This window comes from Aestuariivita sp. (genome assembly GCF_049276915.1).
Lineage (GTDB): Bacteria > Pseudomonadota > Alphaproteobacteria > Rhodobacterales > Rhodobacteraceae > Aestuariivita.
This window is the reverse complement of sequence record NZ_JBASXK010000079.1, coordinates 1-22,580: the sequence shown is the minus strand read 5'-3', so window position 1 is coordinate 22,580 and position 22,580 is coordinate 1. Positions and strand designations below refer to the sequence as shown.

At 58.6% G+C, this 22,580-nt stretch carries 22 protein-coding genes; 8 read left to right on the top strand and 14 right to left on the bottom strand.

The window, feature by feature from the left end:
* Positions 1-18: 18 nt before the first annotated feature.
* The 3 genes from hemP to WAO69_RS08390 all read right to left on the bottom strand — a co-directional run bounded on the left by hemP (position 19) and on the right by WAO69_RS08390 (position 2,152).
* Positions 19-192 carry a hemin uptake protein HemP gene (gene hemP / locus WAO69_RS08400; RefSeq protein WP_422177978.1) on the bottom strand — a complete coding sequence of 58 codons (174 nt, stop codon included), beginning with the start codon at positions 190-192 and terminating at the stop codon, positions 19-21.
* The gene (locus tag WAO69_RS08395) at positions 189-341 is read right to left on the bottom strand and encodes a hypothetical protein (protein WP_422177976.1); all 153 of its coding nucleotides are present in this window, start codon (positions 339-341) and stop codon (positions 189-191) included. Before WAO69_RS08395 ends, hemP begins: the two co-directional genes overlap by 4 nt.
* 191 nt (positions 342-532) lie before the next feature.
* Positions 533-2,152 carry a long-chain-fatty-acid--CoA ligase gene (locus tag WAO69_RS08390; RefSeq protein ID WP_422177974.1) on the bottom strand — a complete coding sequence of 540 codons (1,620 nt, stop codon included), beginning with the start codon at positions 2,150-2,152 and terminating at the stop codon, positions 533-535.
* Between the two features lie 197 nt (positions 2,153-2,349).
* Here WAO69_RS08390 and WAO69_RS08385 point away from each other — a divergent pair, with 197 nt between their 5' ends.
* Positions 2,350-2,832 (top strand): acyl-CoA thioesterase, encoded by a 483-nt coding sequence (locus WAO69_RS08385; RefSeq protein WP_422177972.1) that lies wholly within the window; start codon positions 2,350-2,352, stop codon positions 2,830-2,832.
* A 71-nt stretch (positions 2,833-2,903) separates the two neighbouring features.
* Here the strand turns inward: WAO69_RS08385 and pgi are convergent, their stop codons facing one another.
* Genes pgi through zwf form a run of 3 tightly spaced genes read right to left on the bottom strand, consistent with a single transcriptional unit; the run spans position 2,904 to position 6,640 of the window.
* The gene (gene pgi, locus WAO69_RS08380; protein ID WP_422177970.1) at positions 2,904-4,514 is read right to left on the bottom strand and encodes a glucose-6-phosphate isomerase; all 1,611 of its coding nucleotides are present in this window, start codon (positions 4,512-4,514) and stop codon (positions 2,904-2,906) included.
* A 3-nt stretch (positions 4,515-4,517) separates the two neighbouring features.
* A complete protein-coding gene (pgl, locus tag WAO69_RS08375; RefSeq protein ID WP_422177968.1) occupies positions 4,518-5,189 on the bottom strand; it encodes a 6-phosphogluconolactonase in 672 nt (223 codons plus the stop codon).
* The gene (gene zwf / locus WAO69_RS08370) at positions 5,186-6,640 is read right to left on the bottom strand and encodes a glucose-6-phosphate dehydrogenase (RefSeq protein ID WP_422177966.1); all 1,455 of its coding nucleotides are present in this window, start codon (positions 6,638-6,640) and stop codon (positions 5,186-5,188) included. The genes pgl and zwf overlap by 4 nt, the downstream gene beginning before the upstream one ends.
* A gap of 158 nt (positions 6,641-6,798) precedes the next feature.
* Here zwf and WAO69_RS08365 point away from each other — a divergent pair, with 158 nt between their 5' ends.
* Positions 6,799-7,746 carry a radical SAM protein gene (locus WAO69_RS08365; RefSeq protein WP_422177964.1) on the top strand — a complete coding sequence of 316 codons (948 nt, stop codon included), beginning with the start codon at positions 6,799-6,801 and terminating at the stop codon, positions 7,744-7,746.
* A 33-nt stretch (positions 7,747-7,779) separates the two neighbouring features.
* Here WAO69_RS08365 and WAO69_RS08360 read toward each other — a convergent pair whose 3' ends face one another.
* Complete coding sequence (locus WAO69_RS08360; RefSeq protein ID WP_422177962.1) at positions 7,780-8,046, bottom strand: usg protein; 267 nt, start codon at positions 8,044-8,046, stop codon at positions 7,780-7,782.
* 194 nt (positions 8,047-8,240) lie between these two features.
* On the opposite strand from WAO69_RS08360, the gene gyrA reads away from it, so the two are divergent.
* Positions 8,241-10,982 carry a DNA gyrase subunit A gene (gyrA, locus tag WAO69_RS08355; protein ID WP_422177960.1) on the top strand — a complete coding sequence of 914 codons (2,742 nt, stop codon included), beginning with the start codon at positions 8,241-8,243 and terminating at the stop codon, positions 10,980-10,982.
* Positions 10,983-11,116: 134 nt separating this feature from the next.
* Here the strand turns inward: gyrA and WAO69_RS08350 are convergent, their stop codons facing one another.
* The 4 genes from WAO69_RS08350 to WAO69_RS08335 all read right to left on the bottom strand — a co-directional run bounded on the left by WAO69_RS08350 (position 11,117) and on the right by WAO69_RS08335 (position 14,979).
* Positions 11,117-11,509, bottom strand: a complete 393-nt coding sequence (locus tag WAO69_RS08350) for an acyl-CoA thioesterase (RefSeq protein WP_422177958.1) — start codon at positions 11,507-11,509, stop codon at positions 11,117-11,119.
* A gap of 34 nt (positions 11,510-11,543) precedes the next feature.
* Entirely contained in the window at positions 11,544-13,013 is a 1,470-nt protein-coding gene (locus tag WAO69_RS08345) for a carboxypeptidase M32 (protein WP_422177956.1), read from the bottom strand.
* Positions 13,014-13,017: 4 nt separating this feature from the next.
* Complete coding sequence (gene ctaA, locus WAO69_RS08340) at positions 13,018-14,163, bottom strand: heme A synthase (RefSeq protein WP_422177954.1); 1,146 nt, start codon at positions 14,161-14,163, stop codon at positions 13,018-13,020.
* A gap of 69 nt (positions 14,164-14,232) precedes the next feature.
* Positions 14,233-14,979 carry an RNA methyltransferase gene (locus tag WAO69_RS08335; RefSeq protein ID WP_422177952.1) on the bottom strand — a complete coding sequence of 249 codons (747 nt, stop codon included), beginning with the start codon at positions 14,977-14,979 and terminating at the stop codon, positions 14,233-14,235.
* 134 nt (positions 14,980-15,113) lie between these two features.
* On the opposite strand from WAO69_RS08335, the gene WAO69_RS08330 reads away from it, so the two are divergent.
* Entirely contained in the window at positions 15,114-15,734 is a 621-nt protein-coding gene (locus WAO69_RS08330; protein WP_422177950.1) for a thiamine phosphate synthase, read from the top strand.
* On the opposite strand, the gene WAO69_RS08325 is transcribed toward WAO69_RS08330, so the two are convergent.
* Entirely contained in the window at positions 15,731-16,870 is a 1,140-nt protein-coding gene (locus tag WAO69_RS08325; protein WP_422177948.1) for a HupE/UreJ family protein, read from the bottom strand. The two genes, WAO69_RS08330 and WAO69_RS08325, sit on opposite strands and share 4 nt — an antisense overlap.
* Here WAO69_RS08325 and WAO69_RS08320 point away from each other — a divergent pair.
* The 4 genes from WAO69_RS08320 to WAO69_RS08305 all read left to right on the top strand — a co-directional run bounded on the left by WAO69_RS08320 (position 16,815) and on the right by WAO69_RS08305 (position 20,286).
* On the top strand, positions 16,815-17,666 hold the full coding sequence (locus WAO69_RS08320) for a DUF4198 domain-containing protein (RefSeq protein ID WP_422177946.1): 852 nt from the start codon (positions 16,815-16,817) through the stop codon (positions 17,664-17,666). The two genes, WAO69_RS08325 and WAO69_RS08320, sit on opposite strands and share 56 nt — an antisense overlap.
* Before the next feature lie 37 nt (positions 17,667-17,703).
* Positions 17,704-18,600 (top strand): PfkB family carbohydrate kinase, encoded by an 897-nt coding sequence (locus WAO69_RS08315; RefSeq protein WP_422177944.1) that lies wholly within the window; start codon positions 17,704-17,706, stop codon positions 18,598-18,600.
* On the top strand, positions 18,597-19,505 hold the full coding sequence (locus WAO69_RS08310) for a pseudouridine-5'-phosphate glycosidase (protein WP_422177943.1): 909 nt from the start codon (positions 18,597-18,599) through the stop codon (positions 19,503-19,505). The genes WAO69_RS08315 and WAO69_RS08310 overlap by 4 nt, the downstream gene beginning before the upstream one ends.
* An 85-nt stretch (positions 19,506-19,590) precedes the next feature.
* Positions 19,591-20,286 (top strand): DUF502 domain-containing protein, encoded by a 696-nt coding sequence (locus WAO69_RS08305; RefSeq protein ID WP_422177941.1) that lies wholly within the window; start codon positions 19,591-19,593, stop codon positions 20,284-20,286.
* Positions 20,287-20,309: 23 nt separating this feature from the next.
* Here the strand turns inward: WAO69_RS08305 and WAO69_RS08300 are convergent, their stop codons facing one another.
* The gene (locus WAO69_RS08300) at positions 20,310-20,807 is read right to left on the bottom strand and encodes a hypothetical protein (RefSeq protein ID WP_422177939.1); all 498 of its coding nucleotides are present in this window, start codon (positions 20,805-20,807) and stop codon (positions 20,310-20,312) included.
* 212 nt (positions 20,808-21,019) lie between these two features.
* Positions 21,020-22,387, bottom strand: a complete 1,368-nt coding sequence (locus tag WAO69_RS08295; RefSeq protein WP_422177937.1) for a cytochrome P450 — start codon at positions 22,385-22,387, stop codon at positions 21,020-21,022.
* Positions 22,388-22,580 lie beyond the last annotated feature (193 nt).

Sequence of the window (22,580 nt, the reverse complement as noted above, 5' to 3'; positions counted from 1 at the left end):
GAAGGAACTGCCCACGGGTTATTTTGTCAGGATCAACTTGCCCAATCGGGTGATGCGCAACTGGTAGACCTGATCACCCAACATGATGCGGGCGGTTTGCCCCCCATCTGTCAGATCTTCGGCACGGTGCACGGGCACACGCAAGGACAACTCGCCATCGATGCGCCTGACAATCGGGGTGATCTGGTTCATTGCGACCTCCCCGCTTCGATGCGGTCAAAGATGCGCTCCATCAGGGACGACTGGGATGGCAGCATCAATTCAAGCGCCAACCAATCCCGCAAGGGATGCGCATGAACCGGCGGATTCGAGGGTACTGGCGCGTATCTGTGGTCAGTCATGTGAAACCTCCAACGGTGGTTGAACTGGCTGACCGCGAGGGATTGCGGCGTGGCTGATCTAATTCCTACTAAAACAGTAAGATTAGTCAAGTCATATCATAACATCATCCATATGACGCGAAAAAGGCGCGACCCTGATAAGGATCGCGCCGTTGACAGACGGGCATTTTTCGCACCTGTGCGTAACCGGTTCAGCCTGTCAGAACAGTCGCAAATTCGTCCCGCAGATTGCGCTTGAGCACTTTTCCGGTCGCATTGCGCGGCAGCACATCCTTGAACACCACCCTGTCAGGCACCTGCCACTTGGCGATTTTTCCGTCAAAGAACGCCAGAAGATCGGCTTCGGACGGTGTTTTCCCTTCGGCCGAAACGGCAACGAGAATCGGGCGCTCATCCCATTTGGGATGGGCCACGCCGACCACGGCGGCGTCTTGAAGATCAGGATGCGCGATGGCGATATTCTCCAACTCGACCGAGCTGATCCACTCGCCACCGGATTTGATGATGTCTTTGGAGCGATCGCGGATCGTCATGTACCCATCGGGATCCATTGTTGCCACATCGCCCGTATTGAACCAGCCGTCCTGCAGGATGGCTTCATCGCCCATACGGAAATAGCTGTCCAGAACCCAGTGACCCCGCACCAGAAGATCGCCTTGTGTCTTTCCATCCCAGGGCAAATCATGACCCTCGTCGTCAACGATCTTCAACTCAACGCCATACGGCGGACGCCCCTGATTTTCGCGCATCCTGTGTTGGGCATCGATGTCCAGATCCCTGTGCTTGGCCAGGGGCATGTTGACCGACCCCAGAGGTGACATCTCGGACATGCCCCAGGCATGGATCGTATCGACACCGTATTCTTCGCGGAACTGTTGCATCATCGAGGGTGGACAGGCCGAGCCTCCGACGACAGTGCGCTTGAGGCTTTCCAATGTGCTGCCCGCCGCCTTTGCATGCCCCAGAAGGCCCAGCCAGATCGTCGGCACACCCAAAGCAATCGTGACACGATGGGTATCGATCAGTTTCACAAGGCTTTCGCCATCAAGTCCGGGCCCGGGCATGACCATATGTGCGCCGACCATCGCCGCGCAGTAAGGCACGCCCCAGGCATTGACATGAAACATCGGCACAACCGGCAACACCACATCGCGGGCGGTAATGGCCAATGCATCCGCCGTATTGGCTGCAAAGGAGTGCAGCAGAGTTGATCGGTGCGAATACAGCACGCCCTTCGGGTTGCCCGTCGTTCCAGAGGTGTAACAGAGGCTCGATGCGGTGTTTTCATCGAACTGCGGCCACTCGAACTCGGGATCTCCGGTGGCGATAAGATCATCGTAGAACTGCACTCCGGGCAGTTGTTCCGCCGCTGCATCGTTGTGCGGGCCCATCAGCACGATATGTTGCAACGCGGTCAGTTGATCCTTCAGCGCGGCAATCAGCGGAATGAAGGTCTCGTCGATGAACAGGACACGGTCTTCGGCGTGGTTGATGATGTACACCAACTGTTCGGGAAAAAGACGCGGGTTGATCGTGTGACAGACAAACCCCGCGCCGGATGTGCCGAAATAGATTTCAAGGTGACGGCGATTGTTCCAGGCAATGGTCGCACATCGGGCCTGATGCTCCAATCCAAGCTTGCTCAGAGCCGAGCCCAGACGACGCGCATTCACCGCCACCTCTCCCCATGAAGTATGCTCGACGCCGCCGGTCGTGTTGACCGAGACAATGGGCGAGCCGCCATGATATTTGGCGGCGTGGTCGATAAGTGATGAAATCAAAAGCGGCGCAGTCATCATCTGACCCAGCATGTGCAATACTCCCCGTTTATTTGTCCTGTTTTCCACCGTTTAGCGGCACTTTGTTCCCTGTACCACAAAATGATCGCGACGCCGGGTACGTAAACTGTTTTGGCGTCCTCAATTGTCTGGTATGACCCTGACAAGCTGCGTCTGGTTTGGCAACAAGGGGGTTGCGATAGATGCTGTGCTTGCATAGCACCAATCGCATGAGCATTCGGTATCACACGGCCCTTACGCCCCAGGAACAGCTGGCATTCGGCATGTCAAAGCCACAGCCTCTCGCCATGGCCGACAAGGTGCGCTTTGCCGAACTGGATGTGCTGCGGCATGTGAACAACAAGGCGTATATGACCTGGTTTGAAACTCTGCGGGTCAACTACGGCGATCTTTACACGCTCGCGCTGTATCCCGCCGGAGAGCCGTTACCGCGTGTGGTCATCCGTTCGGGCGAGGTGCGCTATCTCGAAGAGATGGTCATGGGCGAGGATTATGTGGCAACCGCGGGCGTCACTGCCTATCGCAACACATCCTACAGCATGCATCAGGAACTCTGGTCTGGCGGACGGCTGCGCGCGACATTTGATTGCGTGATCGTGACGCTTCTTCCCGATGGCTCCGGCCGCTATCGCCTGCCCGATGCCGTGCGGTCTCGCTTCAGCGAGGTGGATGGTGCCGTGTTCGAAGGCTGACACGGTCGCCGGCCCCTCGCAAACAGCTGGGGCACCAAAGACAATATCAGCGCCACGCGAAACACGGGCGTTCAGCGCGTGTCGCGATGCTTGAGCAGATATTCGATCAGCGCGCGGGTCGAGCCGTCATTCTCAGCGGCCGAGACATCGCCGTCCACCATGGGGCCAAGGACGGTGGCCAGTTCCTTGCCCAGTTCCACGCCCCATTGATCAAACGAGTTGATGCCCAGGATCACGCCTTCGACAAACACGCGATGCTCATATGCTGCGATGATCTGACCAAGCACATATGGCGTAAGCTGCGGGTAGATCAGTGTCGTGGACGGACGATTGCCCTCGAAGACACGATGACGGGCCTGACGTTCCAACTCGTCTCCCGCAAAGCGATCTGCCAGCATCGCGCGCGCTGTTTTCAGATCGCGCCCCTGCATCAGCGCCTTGGATTGAGCAAGGCAATTGGCCACCAAAAGGCGATGATGATGGGCAAGCTCGGGCTCATGGCCCATTGCGGCCAGCAGGAATTCGCAGGGAATGATCTGGCGGCCCTGATGGATCAGTTGAAAGAACGCATGCTGCCCGTTGGTGCCCGGCGCGCCCCAAACAACCGGACCTGCAGGCTGGCTCAGGGTTTCTCCGGACATGGTCACGCCCTTGCCGTTGCTCTCCATTTCCAGTTGCTGGAGATACCCCGGCAGCAGGCTCAATCGCTGATCATACGGCAGAACCGCGCGCGTGGCATACCCGCAGATCTGGTGATGCCAGATGCCTTGCAGGGCCAGCATCACGGGCAGGTTTTCAGCCCATTGCGCGGACTGAAAATGCAGATCCATCGCTTGCCCGCCGCGCAGAAATGCACCAAAGGCCTTGGGGCCGATGGCCAGCATGACCGCCAGACCAACTGGCCCCCAGACCGAGTATCGTCCTCCGACCCAATCGGCAAAGCCGAAGACATGAGCCTCGTGAATGCCGAATTCCGTGGTTTTGTCCTTCGCGCTGGAGACAGCGGCAAATTGCAGGCCGGGGTCCGCGTCATGTTCCATCATCCAGGCGCGGGCAGTGCGCGCATTGGTCATCGTTTCGATCGTGGTAAACGTTTTTGACGCCACGATCACCAGCGTGCGCCCGGGATCCAAACCGCGCAGCGTGTCCGAGATATCTGCGCCATCCACGTTGGAAACAAAATGGCAGCGGGGCCCGTCTTGATAGGGGCTTAATGCTTTGGTGACCATGGCCGGGCCAAGATCCGAACCGCCGATGCCGATATTGACCACATCGGTGATGGAACCGCCTGCTGCGCGCAACGTGCCGTTGCGCACCTGATCTGCAAAGCGTTCCATGTTGCTCAAGGTTTCAAGAACAGCAGGCATCACGTCGCTGCCGTCCACGACAACAGGCCCACCATCAAGATTGCGCAGTGCCCTGTGCAAGACAGCGCGCCCTTCGGTCTGGTTTATGGGCGCACCCGCAAACATTGCATCGCGTTTGACGGCAAGGTCAGCCTTATCGCACAAGTCGATCAAAGCCTCGCAGACCTGCTGGTCGATCAAGGTCTTTGAATAATCAAGGACCATGTCCCCGGTCTGGGCGCGAAACCCGTCGGCACGGGTCGGATCAGCGTCGAACAAATCGGCAATGCGGGTTTCGGCAAGGCGCGCGCGATGATCTAGCAAGGCTTCAAACATGAACTACGGGGCCCAGTGCACTGTAATTTCGGACAAAACAGAATTTATCGGAGCCTCTTCCGGCGGCAAGCTCATCGCTTTTTCAAGCGCCGTCCGTTTCTCGTCTCCCGTGATCAGCAAATGTTTGCACAGCGCACCATCCAGCACATGTGCGCTTAGGGTGACGCGGGTCTCATTCTGCGTGGGCGGGGTTTGCGCCAGAAGGATCGGCGCGTCCGGTGCCAAAGCAGCCTCCAGACCCGGCGCGCCGGGAAACAAGGAGGCCGTGTGCATATCGGCCCCCATGCCCAGCAACAGAACCGAGATCGGCATCTCGGGCACAAGCTGCGCGGTAATCTCGGCCAGAACATCGTTCGGATCGTCGGCCTGCACGTAAAATGGCAACAACCGGGCCTTGGCGGCGCGGTTGGTCAGCAATCGCTCGCGGATAAGACGGGTGTTCGAACGCGGATGATCTTCGGGCACCCATCGCTCATCGGTCAGCATCACATGCACCCGCGACCAGTCGAGATCCGCAGCACAGAGCGCATCAAAGACCGGACCCGGAGATGAACCGCCCGGCACGGCGAAAGAGACAGTGGGCTGGTGAAACAGGCTGCTCTCCAACTCGCCTGCAAGGCTGTTGGCCAGATCCATCGCCAACATATCCTGATCTGGATACTCTATGATCTTCAAGGTTTTATCCCCCGCCATTCGCGCTTGTCCCGCCGCATCAACTGATCCGCATCAATGGGCCCCTTTGACAAGGCTTCATAGGGTTTGGGCACCTCACCCCGGGCCTGCCAGCCGCGAATGATGGGATCGGTCCAGGCCCATGCCGCCTCGACCTCATCGCCACGCATGAACAGGGTTTGGTTCCCCCGGATCACATCCATGATCAGCCGCTCATAGGCATCGGGCGGGTCTTGCCCCTCGGGGCCGAGTGCTTCGGCAAAGGACATGTCCAGCGGCACATCAATCAGTCGCATGCCACCCTGCCCGGGCTCTTTGATGGTCACATGCATGGTAATGCCCTCATTGGGCTGCAGGCGGATCGACAGGATATTGGCCGCGCCGCCAGCATCGGCCCCGAAGATCGAATGCGGCGCATCCTTGAACACCACATTGATCACCGAAGACCGCGCCACCAGCCGTTTGCCGGTGCGCAGGTAAAACGGCGTGCCCGACCAGCGCCAGTTCGAAACATGGGTTTTGAGCGCGATATAGCTTTCGGTGGTCGAGCGCGGATGGCCAACCGCCTCGCGATAACCGGGACTGTCCGAAGTGGCGTCGTATTGCCCCCGAACAATGTGGTGAGGCTCAACCGCATCCAGGGCCCGAATGACCTTGAGCTTTTCGTCTCGCACGGCATCCGGCTCAAACCGTGCCGGCGGCTCCATCGCGATAAGACACAAAAGTTGCATCAGGTGGTTTTGCATCATGTCGCGCATGGCTCCGGCGCGATCATAGTATTCGCCGCGCAGACCTACGCCGACGGTTTCGGCGACCGTGATCTGGATATGATCCACGAACTGCGCGTTCCAAAGCGGCTCGAACAAGACGTTGCCAAAGCGCACCGCCATCAGGTTCTGCACGGTTTCCTTGCCCAGATAATGATCGATCCGATAAATCTGGGTTTCATGAAAATGTTCGGCCAGAGTGGCATTCAGCGCCTTGGCGCTTTCCAGATCGTGGCCAAAGGGTTTTTCGACAACGATGCGTGTGCCCGCATTGACAAGACCATGGCTGCGAATGCGCGCAGCGATCGGCGCAAAAAGTGACGGGCCGACCGACAGATAAAACGCACGCGTGCGATCCTGCCGAATCAGATCGGCCAGCGCGCTCCAGCCCTCTTCGCCGGTGGCGTCCAGTTTGACATAGGCCAGCATCTGCAAGAACCGCTCAAGGGTGCCGTCCTCACAGGCCCTACCGGCGCTGAATTCCCGGATCGAGGCCGCGGCCACATTGCGATACCCTTCGGTATCCAGATCGGTGCGCGCAGCCGCGATGACTTGCGTGCCTTCCACGACTTGCCCCGAGCAATAGCGTCGGAAAAGCGCCGGGATGATCTTGCGGCGCGCCAGATCACCGGTGCCACCGAAGACAACCAGGTCAAAAGGATCAACAGGAATAACGCGCGATACCATGGCAGGCCTTTGGACAAACTGAAGACAGCCTAACAGGCTGGCCGCGCTTCACAACTGTGTCAAAGCGGCTGAGCCGGCTTTTCCCCGAGGCTCCGGTCTGATTTAAGACCGGTCAGAACGAATTGTCCTGACACATGTCGCGAGAGTATCACAATTCCATGAAAGATGCAGGCCGCGCCAATATTGGCAAGTTTCAGAACCCGGCCCTGACCGCAGACGGCCAGGCACGTGCGCAGGTCAGCCTGAGCAACCCGCAGACCCTTTGGTTCAACACGGGCACATTGTGCAATATCGAATGCGTGAATTGCTATATCGAGTCCAGCCCCACCAACGACGCCTTGGTCTATCTGAGCGAAGCCGAGGTCATTGATTTCCTGGATCAGCTCGAGGATCGCGGATGGGGTGTGAGCGAGATCGGGTTTACCGGTGGCGAGCCCTTCATGAACCAGGACATCATCGCCATGACACGCGCCTGCCTGGAACGTGGTTATGAGGTGCTGATCCTGACCAATGCCATGCGCCCCATGATGCGCAAAGCGATGCGGGCCGGACTATTGGAATTGCAGGCACGGTTTGGTGACAAACTGACTTTGCGCATCTCGGTCGATCATCACTTGGCCTTGCATCACGACACCGAGCGCGGTGTGGGCAGTTTCGCCAAGACGATCACGGGCATGGAATGGCTGCGCGACAACGGCTTCAAGATGGCGGTTGCCGGTCGTAGCATGTGGCACGAAAGTGAACCCGAGGCGCGCACCGGGTTTGACGCCCTCTTTCGCCGTCATGGCTTTGCCATTGATGCACATAACCCCGCGGAAACGGTGATCTTCCCCGAGATGGATGAATCCGTCGAAGTGCCGGAAATCACCACCGCCTGCTGGGGCATTCTGGACATCTCGCCGTCAGCGGTCATGTGTGCATCCTCGCGGATGGTGATCAAACGCAAGGGCGCGGACAAGCCTGCTGTCGTTGCGTGCACATTGCTGCCTTATGATGCACAATTCGAGCTGGGGACCACGTTGCAAGAGGCCGAACGCGATGTGGCATTAAACCATCCCCATTGCGCGAAATTCTGCGTGCTGGGCGGGGCAAGCTGTTCTGGCTGAGCCCCCCGGGGCAGCGCATACGGGCTGTTCAGATCAATGTAGCGTGAATTCCCCCACGACGTTCTGCCATTCACCGGGTGAGATCAGCTTGCGATGGGTAAACCGCACCGAGTGCAGCGGGCCTTCGATCTCGTCCCGCCAGAACTCGATAAACTTGAACAGCCTCGGATGGTCGGGGGCCAGGTCATAGTCCTGCCAGATGAAGGTGTTCAGCACATGCGTGTAATCGGGCATGCGGTAGAACATTTCCGCCGTTGTCAGCCCATATCCCTTCAGCATCAGTTCGGTCTCATTCATCATGTATCACCCTGTTTTTGCGACTCGATATCTTCATGATTTCCGCAAGAAATGAAGTTTTCAACAAAAACAGTGTATTAGCAAAGATGCACACTGGCTGCTAAACCCATTCCACCACAGGCATTGCACCTGATATGCGGGTTCTGATAGAGTACAGCCACAAGATATAGACCCCTCCAAAAGATTGGGCCTGACCGTTGAGCGATACGCCGCAAACCCCTGAAAACGAAGAACAAACGCCGCCAGAACGGCCCGTCTATAGTGGGCCCAGCATCTCGATCGAACAAGAGATGCGCACCTCCTATCTGGACTATGCGATGTCGGTCATTGTCAGCCGCGCGATACCTGATCTGCGCGACGGTTTGAAACCGGTGCATCGGCGCATCCTTTACGCGATGTCCGAAGTGGGCAACACGCATGACAAGCCCTACCGCAAGTCCGCGCGCCCCGTGGGCGATGTCATGGGCAAGTATCACCCGCATGGCGACAGCGCGATCTATGACGCTCTGGCTCGCATGGCGCAGGACTTTTCGATGTCCCTGCCGCTTCTGGATGGTCAGGGCAATTTTGGCTCCATGGATGGCGATAACCCCGCCGCCATGCGCTACACCGAAGTGCGCATGGACAAGCCTGCTGCCTATATCCTCGCCGATATCGACAAGGACACTGTCGATTTTCAGGACAACTATGATGGCAAGGATCGCGAACCCACCGTTCTGCCGGCGCGTTTTCCAAACATGCTGGTCAATGGGGCTGGCGGGATCGCTGTCGGCATGGCGACCAATATCCCGCCCCATAACCTGGGTGAAATCGTTGACGCCACGCTTGCCCTGATCGACAATCCGGATCTGAGCTCGGAAGATCTGATCGAATATGTCCCGGGGCCCGATTTCCCCACAGGCGGCATCATGCTTGGACGCTCGGGCGCGCGCAAAGCCTATATCGAGGGTCGCGGCAGCGTCATTGTACGCTCGAAAACGCGGATCGAAGAAATTCGCAAGGATCGCTATGCGATCATCATCGATGAGATCCCCTATCAGGTGAACAAGGCGGCGATGATTGAAAAGATCGCCGATGCCGTGCGCGAAAAGCGCATAGACGGCATTTCGAATGTCGAGGACCAATCCGACCGCGACGGCGTGCGCGTTGTTGTCGAACTGAAACGCGACGCCACTGCCGAGGTGGTGCTCAACCAGCTTTTCCGCTTTACACCGATGCAGACCTATTTCGGCTGCAACATGTTGGCGCTGAATGGCGGGCGGCCCGAGCAACTGACGCTGCGCGGCTTCCTGACGGCCTTTGTCGATTTCCGTGAAGACGTCGTCGCCCGGCGCACCGCCTTTGAACTGCGCAAGGCGCGCGAACGCTCTCATGTTCTGTGCGGACTGGCCGCGGCAGTGTCGAATGTGGATGAGGTCGTCGCCACGATCCGATCTTCCGCCGACGCTGCCGAAGCACGCCACAAACTCATGACGCGGCGCTGGCCCGCGGTGGATATCCTTGAATATCTCAAGCTGATCGACGATCCGCTGCACCCAGTGAATGATGACGGCACCTATAACCTGTCCGAGATTCAGGCGCGCGCGATCCTTGATCTGCGCCTTCAGCGCCTCACGCAACTGGGTGTGAAGGAAGTCACTGACGAACTCGAGGAACTTGCCGGAAAGATCAAGGAATACCTTGAAATTCTTGGCTCGCGTGAGCGGATCATGGGCATCATTTCCGATGAGCTGAAAGAAGTACGCGATCAGTTCGCCGTCCCGCGCCGCACCGAAATCGTCGACTGGTCGGGAGACATGGAAGACGAAGACCTGATCGAGCGCGAAGACATGGTCGTGACGGTCACGTCAGGTGGCTATATCAAACGCACCGCGCTCTCTGATTTCCGCTCGCAAAAACGCGGTGGCAAGGGGCTGTCGGGCATGGCCACCAAGGAAGAGGACGTGGTCACAACGCTCTTCGTGGCCAACACCCATACGCAGCTGCTGTTCTTCACCACCGACGGGATGGTCTACAAGCTGAAGACATGGCGCCTGCCCCAAGGGGGACGCACCTCAAAGGGCAAGGCGATCGTGAACATCCTGCCGATCCCGCAGGGCGTGTCGATTGCGGCCATCATGCCGGTGGATCGCGACGAGAAAGACTGGGACGACCTTCAGGTGGTCTTTGCCACTTCGGCAGGCACAGTGCGACGCAACAAGCTCAGTGATTTCACCAATGTGATGCGCAACGGCAAGATCGCGATGAAGTTCGAAGACGAACATGCAGACACCACGCTTATCAACGCCCGCATCGCATCCAACGATGATGATGTCATGCTGGTCACCAGTTCAGGACGCGCGATCCGCTTCCGCGCCACCGATGTGCGGGTCTTCAACTCGCGCGCTTCGGTTGGTGTGCGTGGTATCCGCCTGAGCGGCCAGGACAAGGTCGTGTCGATGTCCATCATCCGCCATTTCGAAGCCACATCGGATGAACGCGCCGCCTATCTCAAGATGCGCCGCGCGATGGCCGGTCTGGCCGATGATGCCGAGATGTCCGATGAAGAAGAGGGCGACGCCAACACCCAACTGCCTCAGGAGCGCTATGCCGAGATGTCGGCGGCGGAAAACCTGATCCTGACGATCACTTCAGGGGGTGCGGGCAAGCTCAGTTCGTCGCATGACTATCCTCTGCGCGGACGCGGCGGCATGGGTGTGACGGCAATGGACAAGGCCATGCGCGGCGGCGCATTGGTTGCATCCTTCCCTGTCGAAATGGATGATCAGATCATGCTCGCCACATCCAAGGGCCAGTCGATCCGAGTACCCGTCGAAGGCATTTCGTTCCGCTCGCGCAGTGCGGGCGGCGTCAAGGTGTTCAACACCGGAAAAGGTGAAGAGGTGGTGAGCGTCGCATGGATCGCAGATCAGGGCGAAGAAGACGAAGCTGAAGCGTAAGGGTCTATTGAGGCGATACGTTCGCCAAGATCTGTCAACCGTGTTCAAGACCCAAGGCGTATCGGGGCAAGGCCCTGCTTCTTTGGGTCAGCCATGGCCCGCGCGCGGGGCAAAACCTCGCAAGAACCCTGAAATCAGGGGCTTTCGGCGATCAGGGCTTCCAGCGCCGCTTTGACGTCATCGGGCCACGGGATCGACGTGTGCTTGTCCAGATCCGACGCGGCAAGCACCTGGGTGCTGCCCCAGCGTTTCTCGCCCTTGCAACTGATGTCATGGCGCAGCGTTACCGAAGAACGGCCGACCTTGATGACAGTAACGGCAAACTCAAGCTCTTCACCAAAGAATGACGGGCTCGAGAAGTCCGACGAAATATGCACCGTGGGTGTGCCCCAGCGCTCTTCCCATATGATCTTGTGCCAAGGCCAACCAAGATGAAGCCAGAACTCTTCGTTCACGCCGTTGAGAATATTGAGATAGCTCGGGAAATAGGCGGTGCCCGAAATGTCGCAATCACCAAAGTTAAGCATGCGGGTTGTTTTGAACGGAATTTCCATAGCGCTTTCAGAGATTATAAAGGTCGGTAAACTTGGCTTCGAGATAGTCCAGCAAAGGCCCTTCGGATGGGGCGATACCCGAGGCAGTCTCGATGATCTCGCGGGGGGCGTACAGGCCGCCGTGACGTTGCAGGTTGACGCGCAGCCAGCCTGTCGCGGTTTCGGTCACGCCCTGGGCCAATTGAGCGTCCAGATCGGGAAGGGCCGCACACATGGCCTGATGCAGACACCCGGCATAGACGTTGCCCAGTGAATAGGTCGGAAAATACCCAAACAGCCCGACGGACCAGTGCACATCCTGCAACACGCCGTTGGACGGCATGTCGACACGATAGCCAAAATCAGCCTCAAAGCGATCATTCCAGGCTGTCTCCAGATCGCCGACCTGCAGATCCCCCGCCATCAAGGCGCGTTCCAGATCAAACCGTAGCATGATGTGGAGATTGTACTGCACTTCATCGGCTTCGGTGCGGATGTATCCCCGTCGCACGCAGTTCACGGCGGAATAGAATTCCCGGGCGTTCTCGACGCTGATCGAGCCGAAAATCGCTGTCATCTGTTCATAAAGATAGCCGGTGAAGGCCGCGCTGCGCCCGATCTGATTTTCATAGATCCGGCTCTGGCTTTCATGCACCCCCATCGACACACCCCGTCCCAGCGGAGTGAGCAGATAGGCCGGGTCGATGTTTTGCTCATAGGCGGCGTGCCCGACTTCATGGATGGTCGAGTAGAGGCAGTTGAACGGATCTTGTTCATTGGTGCGCGTTGTAATGCGCACATCCATCCCCGAGCCTGAACTGAACGGATGAACCGCCTTGTCCACACGGCCCCGGGCCATGTCATAGCCAAAGGCACGGGCCAATTGCCGTGTCAGCTTCATCTGTTTGCCCGCCGGAAAGGTTCCCACGATGCCCTTGGGTTCGGGTTGATCAAGGATTGCGGCGCGCAGCGCCACAAGGCGCGGACGCATCGCATCAAAGATCGCCGAAATCTCTGCGGCAGTGGTGCCGGGTTCATAGTCCTGCAACATCGCGTCATAGATGTCGCCACCCTCTGCAAGCGCCGCGCCTTCCTCGCGCTTGAGGGCAACGACCTCTTCCAGAACCGGCGCAAAGGCCTCCCAATCCTCATCCGCGCGCGCAGACGCCCATTTGCCCTGCGCCTCCGAGGTAACCCGCGCCAGCCTGCTTGCCAGAGCTTCGGGCACTTTGCGCGCTCGCTCATAGGCGCGCCTGATTTCGCGCACATGAGCTTCCTCAACTGCGCCTTCGGTTGCGGCCTGTTCCAACCACTCACCAACGCGGGGATCTGACCGGCGGGCGTGAAGAACCGCTTCGATCGCCGCCATTTCTTCGCCGCGCTGTTCAGCAGAGCCGCGTGGCATCATGGTTTCCTGATCCCAGCCCAAACGACCTGCGATCTGGCCGAGGGCCTGCGTCTGGCGCTCGAAGGCCATCAATTCTTCAAAGGCACGCATGGGCTCAGGCTCCCTTGATGGAGGTTGCGACAGGATAGGCCGAGAGATAGCGCGCGCGCAGGATCAAGACCCAAAGCGCGACCGCAAGTACCTGATGGGCAATGGCGATCTGCCAGGGCGCACCATAAAGCACCGTGACAATACCCAGCACGATCTGAAGCGCCAACACGGACATGACCGCGTTGAACGCAAACCGCGTTTTTTCGTGGGCCGATTTGCGCCCTTTGAGCCAGACAATCACACCGAAGATCAGCAGCAGGTAGCCCGTCACGCGATGAATGAACTGCACCAGACCGGGACTTTCGAAGAAGTTACGCCAGACCGGTTCCAGCACCAGTGCACTTGCGGGAAAGACCTGCCCGCCCATCAGCGGCCAGTCCGTGTACGAGCGGCCCGCGTCGATACCCGCGACCAATGCGCCGATCAGGATCTGCAGAAAGGCGAAATGCATCAACCCGGTCGACAGCGAGAACTGTCTGGTTTCGCGCGCGCGGCGCGCCTGCATCAGGTCACGCTTCTGGCGTCCCAAAAGGAATACATACCAGGCGATAAAGCCAAGGATCACAAAGGCCAGACCCAGATGAGTGGCCAGCCGATAGGACGCCACATCGACCGCCCCTTCGCCCTGTGTGACGCCGGACGACACCATCCACCAGCCGATGCCACCTTGCACACCACCCAAAGCGCCGATGAAGAACAATCGCCCCGTCCATCCGGTCGGGATCTGGCGACGGATCAGGAACCAGAAAAACCCCAGTGCCCAAACAAGGCCGATCACCCGCCCCAGTTGTCTGTGGCCCCATTCCCACCAATAGATCACTTTGAAATCCGCCAGCGTCATCCACTGGTTCTGAATGCGCCATTCGTCAATCTGCTGATAAAGGCCGAACTCTCGGTCCCAGTCTTCAGGCGTCAGCGGCGGGATTGCTCCGGTCAACGGACGCCATTCGGTAATCGAAAGGCCGGAATCCGTGAGGCGCGTGAGACCTCCGACCGCGATCATCACGACCACCAGCGCAAACAGCACTATCAGCCAGATGCGGATTGCACCGCGTGCCCCCTGCTTGCCTGCATCAATCAGGCCGGGCTGAGCTGCGGGTTTGGGGCTGGCGTCCGAGACCTCTTCGAAAATGCTGCGTTTACCGCTCATTTCTATCTGACCTTTTTCGTCTGTCGTCTTGGAGCAGAACCTATGTCTGCAGGGGGGCCGCGTCCAGCTTCAGTCGCCACGCTCTTTCCAACGGACCATCTGTCGCAGGATTCCGTGCAGCATCTGCACATCCGCACGCGTCAACGGTGTCCGGCTCCAGAGATTGCGCAGATTGCGTTTCATCCCCTCTGCCTTGGTCTCCGGGAAAAAGAAACCGGCCTGCGTGAGGCGCTCTTCGTAATGCAACGCCAGGTTTTCCATGTCCTCTCCCGTGGCCCAATCCGATCCCGCCATTTCGGTGGTTTCGTGGATCACCTCTGTTGTCTGGCGACGCCATTCATACCCGGTGAGAAGCACGCATTGCGCCAGGTTGAGCGATGGGAAGTCCGGGTTCACAGGGACCGAAATAATCGCGTTCGCCCGCGCGATATCGTCATTTTCAAGGCCCGCGCGTTCAGGGCCGAACAGGACCGCGACCTTGTCACCGGCAGCGATCTTTTCGGCGGCCAGTTTCATCGCGGCTTCGGGGCTGAACACGGGTTTGGTCATGTCGCGTTGCCGTGCGGTCGTGGCAAAGACATACGAGCAATCACTGACCGCCTCGGCGGTCGTCTTGAACAGACCCGCTTCGTCCAACAAACGCCCTGCCCCGCTGGCCATGACCACAGCTTTGGGATTGGGCCAGCCATCGCGTGGATCGACAAGGCGCATGCGATCCAGACCGAAATTCCACATGGCTCGCGCAGCCGCGCCAATGTTTTCACCCATCTGGGGTCGCACAAGGATCATGGCGGGCTGAGGGCCGGGAGTGGGCATGCAGGCTCCTGCGGTTAAACTGGCGCGCCCGGTCTATGCGCGGCGGACATCTAAGGCAAGAGCCGCCCGATGGGCATTTTCATCGCAGCGCCAATGAGCTAAAGCTCACGGCAAAAGTCGACAGGACAGGTATCATGGACAGCCCCGAGCAGCCTCAGATCTATCTCATCACACCGTCAGAGTTCGAACTGAGCTGGCCGACAGAGATGCTGGCGCGGGTTCTGGATGCTCATGAGATCGCCTGTGTGCGACTTGACCTTGCAACACGGGACGAAGACCGCATTTCGCGCGCCGCTGATGCCTGCCGCGAGGTCACCCATGCGCGGGATGTGGCGATCGTCATCACCGATCATGTGGTGCTGGCCGAACGGCTGGGAATGGACGGTGTGCACCTGAGCGACGGGTCCAAACCCGTGCGCGCGGCGCGCAAGTTGCTGGGGCCAGATGCGATCGTGGGCAGTTTCTGTGGCACGTCACGCCATGACGGAATGTCAGCCGGTGAAGCAGGCGCGGATTACGTGGCCTTTGGCCCGGTCGGCCAAAGCGCACTTGGAGATGGCAGCACCGTCGAACTCGAGACACTCCAGTGGTGGTCGGAAATGATCGAACTGCCGGTTGTGGCCGAAGGCGGTCTGAATGCAGAAATTGCGGGGCTGCTGGCACCCTTCACGGATTTCTTCGGCATCGGCGACGAGATCTGGAGCTCGGATGATCCCGTCGCCGCAATGGAGCGGCTTCACCGCGCCTTTGTCTAAAGAAACACCCGCTCGACGAACCAATAGGCCCCGACCGTCGCAATGACCACGGATGCGGGCATGGCGATGCGTGCGCGGTACCACGGTTTCTGCCCAAACCAGTAGCCAACCGCCAGAAAGGCCAGAGCGATCACGGTCAGCTGTCCCAGCTCGACCCCGACGTTAAAGCCGATCAGCGCAGGCACGAATTGCCCCGCAGGAAGCCCGAACTCACCCAGTACGCTGGCAAAACCAAGCCCGTGCAACAAGCCGAACCCGAAAATGACGAAGGGCCGCCACGGACTGAGCCCTTTGGTAAACAGGTTCTCGACCGCGACATAGACGATGGAGGCGGCAATCAGCGGCTCAACTATCGCCCCCGAAATGCTGACGATCCCAAGCGCCCCCAACGCCAGTGTGACCGTATGGGCCAGCGTGAACGCGCTGACCTGCCAGATCAGTGGGCTAAGTCTGGTGCTGAGAAAAAACAGGCCCAGAACGAACAGGATGTGATCAAGACCTTTTGGCAAGATGTGATCAAAACCAACGGGGATGTATTCACCAAAGGTCTGCCAGCCGCCTCGCTGTCCACCACCCGACAAGGGGATCGGATCGGTCGTCTGTCCCCCTTCAAGATAACCTGTGTAAGGTGCATCCACGCGCTGCTGGCGCAGCACCATATCGCCGGATCCATCCGGCCATGTCAGAACCAGCGTGCGTGCGCCGTCCGGCAATGTGCCTGTGACGAACAGATGTGTCGCGCGCGGCAGTTCGGTATTCCCGGCAGGCGGGATTTCGATGCGATCAAGGCTCAATGCCACCGGGCCATTGGCATCCACCTGAAGCTGCGGCAGCCATGCCTCGACAAAACTGCGCACGCGCGGCTCCAGCGCATCCGGTTCCAACACCCGCAGGCTGTCATAGGAATCAGAGAGCTCGCTTTCGTTGGTGTTTTCCAACTCATCCAGATCAATGCCGGCCACGAAGGCCTCGATGTTGATGCGCAAATCCAGAGTGAAGGTGCTGTCTTCCGTGACAAAATCCCCGATTGTCGGCGTAACCTCATGAGCAAGCGCCATACCGCCGCACAGAAGCAACCATATGCTTGACATCAGCGCTGCAAAGCGCAGCTTGCTCCGTGTGAAACTCAAATCCATCATATGTCCCCGTCTCTGCGCGAGCCTCGCCTTTGTGCTGGCCGCATTCCCTGTATCTGCACATGAATTCTGGATCGCGCCAGAACCATATCAAGTGGCGGTCGGCGAAACATTCACGGCTCAATTCAAGAATGGCGAAAATTTCGAGGGCATCAACCTCGGTTTCTTCGACCGTCGCTCGGAACGCTTTGACTATACACTCGACGGTCAGACCAGAGCTTTGTCTCCGCGCATCGGCAACATCCCGGTGCTGGACATGCAAGCCCCCGCTGAGGGGCTTATGGTCATCGCGCATGAAACAACCCCATCTTCGGTCACCTACAAGGAATGGACCAAGTTCCAGAGCTTTGCCGAACACAAGGATTTTCCCGATATCCGCACCCGCCATCTGGCACGCGATCTGCCCGAGGAGGGCTTCTCGGAAAGCTATACGCGCCATGTAAAGGCCCTGATCGGTGTCGGATCCTCTGAAGGATCCGACAGCGTATTGGGTCTTGAGACCGAGTTTGTCGCTCTGGCCAATCCCTATACAGATGATCTGACGGACGGTTTTCCAATTCAGCTTCTGTACCAGGGAGCACCGCGTGCAGATGCGCAGATCGAGGTTTTTGCGCGGGATGCAGCCGGCGCAGTCTCGGTCAGTCTTTATCGTACAGATGACGAGGGCCGGGCACGCATCCCGGTGAACCCGGGAAGCGAATATCTTCTGGATGCCGTCGTGCTGCGTGAAAGCCCGCAAGACGCAAAGGATGTTTGGGAAACGCTCTGGGCGGCACTGACATTCAGAGTGCCGTGATCTTGCGCCCCTGTGAGGATGCCGCCAAAAGAGCATCATGAGCACCGCGCCGAACATCCTCTGTATCGGATCCGTCCTGTGGGACGTGATCGGACGCTCGGCCAGCCATATGCGGCAGGGCTCGGATGTGCCCGGACGCATCACGCGACTTCCCGGCGGCGTGGCCATGAACATAGCAATGACCCTGGTGCGCTTCGGTATGCGCCCTACCCTGCTGACTGCGATTGGTCAGGATGATGAAGGGACAGAACTGATGGCAGCTTGTGCGCGATTGGGCATGGATGTCGATCACATCTATCGTTCGACCGACCTGCCGACGGATCGCTATATGGCCGTTGAAGGCGCGAACGGGCTGATTGCGGCGATAGCCGACGCACATTCGCTTGAAGCCGCCGGAGCCAAGATTCTCCAGCCCATGCGCGCGGGTCCTTTGGGCCATGCTGACGCCCCGTTTGATGGATATGTCGCGCTGGATGGCAATCTCACCCATGCATTGCTGGAAGAGATTGCCCAGGATCCCGCCTTTTCACGAGCTGACCTGAGAGTGGCGCCCGCCTCGCCTGGCAAGGCCGAGCGCTTGCTGCCGTTCATGAACCACGCACGCGGCACGCTTTATGTGAACCTCGAAGAGGCCGGGCTTCTGTGCCAAACAGAATTTCCAAGCTCACAAGCCGCTGCCGCCGGATTGCTGGAACGCGGCGCTGCGCGCGTATTGGTCACCGACGGCGGAAAATCCGCCAGCGAGGGCGCACAGGGTTGCGATCTGATCACCCAGACTCCGCCCGAAGTGCTGGTCACGCGTGTTACGGGGGCCGGTGATACATTCATGGCCGCCCATATCGCCGCCGAATCAACCGGTGCGGATCGCGCGACGGCGCTGTCCCGCGCGCTTCATGCAGCGGCCACCTATGTCTCCGGAGAAACACCATTGTGATACCCTTGATCTTCTCTCCCGAAGTTGACGCGGCGCGTGCTTCCGGTGCGCCGATCGTGGCGTTGGAAAGCACCATCATCACCCACGGCATGCCCTATCCACAAAATGTCGAGGTCGCCCGTCAGGTCGAAAGCGATATCCGCGCGCTTGAGGCCGTGCCCGCAACCATCGCTGTGATGGAGGGCCGGTTGCACATCGGCCTGAGCGAAGATCAACTGACCGCACTGGGTCAGGCCAAGGCTGTGGCCAAGCTCAGCCGGGCTGATTTCGCGCCCTGCCTTGCCAGCGGGGGCACCGGTTCGACGACGGTGGCCGCAACAATGATCGCCGCCCACCTGGCCGGTATCGAGGTTTTCGCCACGGGCGGAATTGGCGGAGTGCACCAGGGGGCAGAACTCAGCTTTGATATCTCGGCTGATCTGCAAGAGCTGGCCCAGACTCCGGTGAGCGTGGTGGCCGCAGGCGCCAAGGCCATCCTTGATCTGCCCAAGACACTGGAAATTCTGGAAACACTGGGCGTGCCCGTGATCGCCTATGGGCAGGACATGTTCCCGGCATTCTGGTCGCGCCAGTCCGATCTTGCCGCGCCGCTGCGCATGGATGATCCTCAGGACATCGCGCGTGCGCACCGGATGCGCGCGCAATTGGGTCTGCCCGGAGGACAGCTGGTTGCCAACCCGATTCCACCCGAAGACGAGATACCCTCTGCAACGCTTGCACCGATCATCGCGCAGGCTCAGGCAGATGCCGACCGCCATGGGATCACCGGCAAAGCCGTAACACCCTATCTTTTGCAGCGCATCTTCGAGCTGACAAAGGGACAATCACTGCGCGCCAATATCGCTCTGGTGCGCAACAATGCCCGGCTCGCCGCCGGGATTGCCCAAGCGTTAAGCACCACATAGGCCGGCCATGACGATGTGGTGCAAGACCCATTGTAGCGGCTGCGCAAAATGCATAGGTTCCTGATCGAATTGCGCTGGAAGCCCGATGAAAACCCCATTTGAAGAAAACGAACCGCCCCGCCGCCCAGGCCTTCTGGGGGGCCTGAGATCATCCTTCCTGACCGGGCTGATCGTGATCGCACCTATCGGGCTGACAATCTGGCTAATCTGGACAGTTGTGGGCTGGATCGATGGCTTTGTGCTGCCGCTGGTTCCCTACCATTTCCGCCCCGAACAGTACATCGGCATCAATCTGCGCGGTGTTGGCGTGATGATCTTCCTGATCTTCACCGTCATCGTGGGATGGGTGGCCAAGGGGCTTCTGGGTCGCTCGCTGATCCGCTGGGCTGAAAGTCTGGTCGAGCGCACTCCGGTTGTGCGTTCGATTTATTCGGGCATCAAACAGATCGCCGAAACCGTGTTCACGCAATCCGAACGGTCATTCGAGAAGGCCTGCCTGATCGAATATCCACGCAAGGGGATCTGGGCGATCGGCTTCATCTCGACGGATACCCGAGGGGAAGTGGCGCAAAAGGCGACTGCTGAAAACGGCATGATGTCTGTCTTCGTTCCGACGACGCCGAACCCGACCTCGGGGTTCTTGTTGTTCTTTCCAAAGGAAGATGTGATCGAGCTCGACATGAGCATCGAAGAGGCCGCCAAACTGGTGATTTCAGCAGGCCTTGTCTATCCCAATGAGAAAATCCCGACGACGGACATCAAGAAAAAGGCAAAGTCCTAAAGATCTGTGACTGTCGCTGCCGCTCAGTCGCGGGGGTGAAAAACCGGCACGTCCGGCAGATTGACCCGAATGGCTTTTTGCAGAACTGCCGAGGCGCTCTGGGCATTGCGATGCTTGTGGCGGTGCAGATACATGAACCGTGCATAGCGCGCGAGGATCGGTGTCATCGCTCCGGCGTCGATCGACACGCGATCGATCCAGACCGATCCGTCGCGATGCGGCAGTACATCCAGCGTATGCTTCCAGGATTTGATCTTGTCGCCATGCTCGCTGGACTGCATCCGGCGCGATTGTTTGCATAGCGTATCGATCCGGATGGCATAATCCTTTGTTTCGACCAAGCCGAAGACTTTGACGTTCGTCTTGTAGGTACGTCCCGCCACCATGGGCAGCGCCGGCAGGCCTTCGTAGGTCGAGATCCGTTTTGTCACCTCGATCATGTCGGCAAAGCTGCTTGCCTTTTCGAACATCTCATCCGGATCGCCCGCATAAATTGCGGTCACCAAAAGTTCTGCGGCCACGTTCACTGTCCTTCGCTCTGCCCCGAGCGGCAGCAACGACAATGCACACCACCAGGAAACTCGCCCCAGCAAAAGCGGTAGCCATGCAATCAGGTCAGAACGTGACAAGACTTGGATCGTTTTGGGCCTTTTCCGCCCTTCAAAGTGACCCTCAGACAGAAAAGGAAACAAACCCGAGCACAGTGTCGGATTGTTTCAAAAAACCGCCGGATCTATCCCAGTGATTTGGCCGTCAAAACGATTGGTCCGCCCGGTCGCATGGTAAATGTCAGAACCGGAGCAGGCAGAACATCGCCCGTCATTTCAAAGGACACCCGGCACAAAGCCGATGCCAGAAGAACCATGATCTCGGTCTCGGCATATTGCGCTCCGATGCAGATACGCGGGCCGTCGCCGAACGGGATGTATTGGCCCCGCGGATAGGTTTTGTCGAGAAAGCGATCCAGTCGGTATTCCTGCGGCGCATCCCAAAGCTCTTCATGGCCATGCAAGGAATAGACCGGAAACATGATCACATCGCCTTTTTCGAAGATCACGCCATTGGTCTCGGTGCGCTCGGTTGCATCGCGCGCAAACAAAGCCCCTGCCGGATAGAGGCGCAGGGTTTCGCGCACATGCGCCTGCAAAAGCGGCATCTTTTGCAGGTCTTCGAACGCGATCGCACCCGAGGGACAGGCCCTCAGCACCTCCTGGCGGATCATGCTTTGCGTTTCAGGATGCATGGCCAGCAGATACAGCCCCCAGGCAATGGTATTGGCCGAGGTTTCATAACCCGCGGCCACGAATGTCAGCAGATTGTCGACAGTGGTGTCGATATCCTCACTGTCGCTTTCAAGCGCTTCGATCAGCAGATCAAGAAAGTCTTCTGGCGTTTCATGACGTTTGGCCTGACGGGTTTCGATCACGTCTCGGGCCAGTTGGCGCAGGCTGTGAATCGGCTTCTTGCTTTTGAGCCATTTCTTGCGCGGCATCCATTTTGGCAGCCCCATCAGATCGAACAGCGACATATAGCTGATGTAATCGGTAAAGCGGCGCATGCCGTTTCGCACATCCTGCTTGGACACGGCCTCGTTGCCCGAGAACATGACCCGGGAAATGTTGGTCAGGGTCGCCTCCTGAGCGGCATCCGCGACATCAACCTTGCCATTTGCCTTGGCGAAGAACTCGCCCAGTTCTTCGCCCGTTCCCGCAAAATGGCTGGTCAGAACAGGCAGGTTGCGCGCGGCGAAAAGCGGAGCATAGCGATGACGCTGTGTGCGCCATTTCTGCCCTTCGGACAGGATCATGCCATTGCCAACCGCAGGCCCGATCACGTTATGCGTAAAGGATGACTTTGGGAAATGCCGCCCGACACCGGCAAGAAGCTCGGTAATCATGGCCGGGTCGCAGACATAATGCATGTTCGCCGGGCCGCGCAGATAGGTCTGTGTACGCGTTGCCTCGGGAATGACCGAAAAGATATTGCGCCCTGCCTTGCGTGCGAAATCCAGCAGGCTGACATCGTCACCCGCAAGTTCGGCCGCCACAAGCTGTTTGGAGTCCGTCGACGGATCGAAAGCACGCGCCGCGTTGCCTGTCATATCTCTGCCCTTTTCGTGCAACTTTGATCCGCAAGCGTCTTGTTTCTGCGCTTTTGTTGCGCGGGATCATGTTGGTTTGTCAGGACAGAATCTGATGTTTATGGGCCTGTGTCCAGCGTTGGTTAACAAAAGGTCAACAAAAGGTTAACATCTGAGACCAAATCAGCGCAGCGCATGCCTGAACGGCGTGCAC